A 976-nucleotide genomic window follows, 5' to 3' on the forward strand; every position below is an offset into this window, starting at 1 on the left:
AACAGAGCCAAATAAAAAAACATTGATTAAGTCATCCCAATGTATTAAAGCTATTTTTTCCATCCTCATTTTATAGGAAAAGTGAAAAATATATGTTGCTAATATTTTTTATTATTGTTGCACATCCTAGAGAAATAGGAGGTGCGTTAATTTTGAAGAATACAAGATTTTTATTAATACTTATGATGATTCTTCCCTGGTTTTCGCTTCCATTATTGGGACGAAGTACAATAAAACGGTTTCTTCCAGCAACTATATTTATCGCCTTTGTCATAAAAATAAATAATATTACTGCAAAGAAAAAAAATTGGTGGCGGTTTTATAATAGTATTCATCCTAAAATTGATGGAGATATTCCTTTTATTTTGGGTCCTTACTTTCTTTCTGCTCTATGGAGTCTAAAACTCACTTATGGCAAGCTAACATTATTTATGATTACCAATGCAATTGCCCATTTCTTGTTTGCTTTTCCAGGAATGAAATTATTAAAACGGTTAGGAATAGTGTCTTTAGTCCGATTAAAACCAATCCAATTAACCGTATTACTTCTTTTTAGAGCGGTTCTCCTATACGGTTTTCAATTTGCTATAGAAAATATTAAGCAAATTAATATGTTTAGAAGCTTCAAACTCAACAAAAAGTTTTAATATTAAAACCCTATACAGCACTTTCTTCAACTAACACAGTACGTTAGTTGAAGATAAATGCCGCCGGTCAGGTGGTCTTTTTTTATGTGTGAAAAACCATTTTCATACATTTATAAAAGTCCAGGCTGCTTCTACGAGGTATGTGCTGAAATAAAATGAACCAATTTATTCAGCTTACTATTCCTTTTCATTTCCTCCAAAAATAATTTGACCATTTGCATCATAAACTGTTACCTTAACTGGCAATTTAACTTTATTCTTCTGGAAAGTAGCATACCAAACCCATAAGTTATCCCGAACGAAAAACCTGTTTGGCTGTATATTGCCTT

The 976-nt window shown here is 31.4% G+C and carries 1 protein-coding gene; it reads left to right on the top strand.

Annotation, left to right across the window (positions count from 1 at the left end; translation table 11 throughout):
* Positions 1 to 152 precede the first annotated feature (152 nt).
* Positions 153 to 647, top strand: coding sequence for a hypothetical protein (locus tag V7137_RS11100; RefSeq protein ID WP_335698146.1), 495 nt, complete (start codon positions 153 to 155; stop codon positions 645 to 647).
* Positions 648 to 976: the final 329 nt, after the last annotated feature.

Source organism: Neobacillus drentensis, from assembly GCF_036962765.1.
Taxonomy (GTDB): domain Bacteria; phylum Bacillota; class Bacilli; order Bacillales; family Cytobacillaceae; genus Neobacillus; species Neobacillus drentensis_C.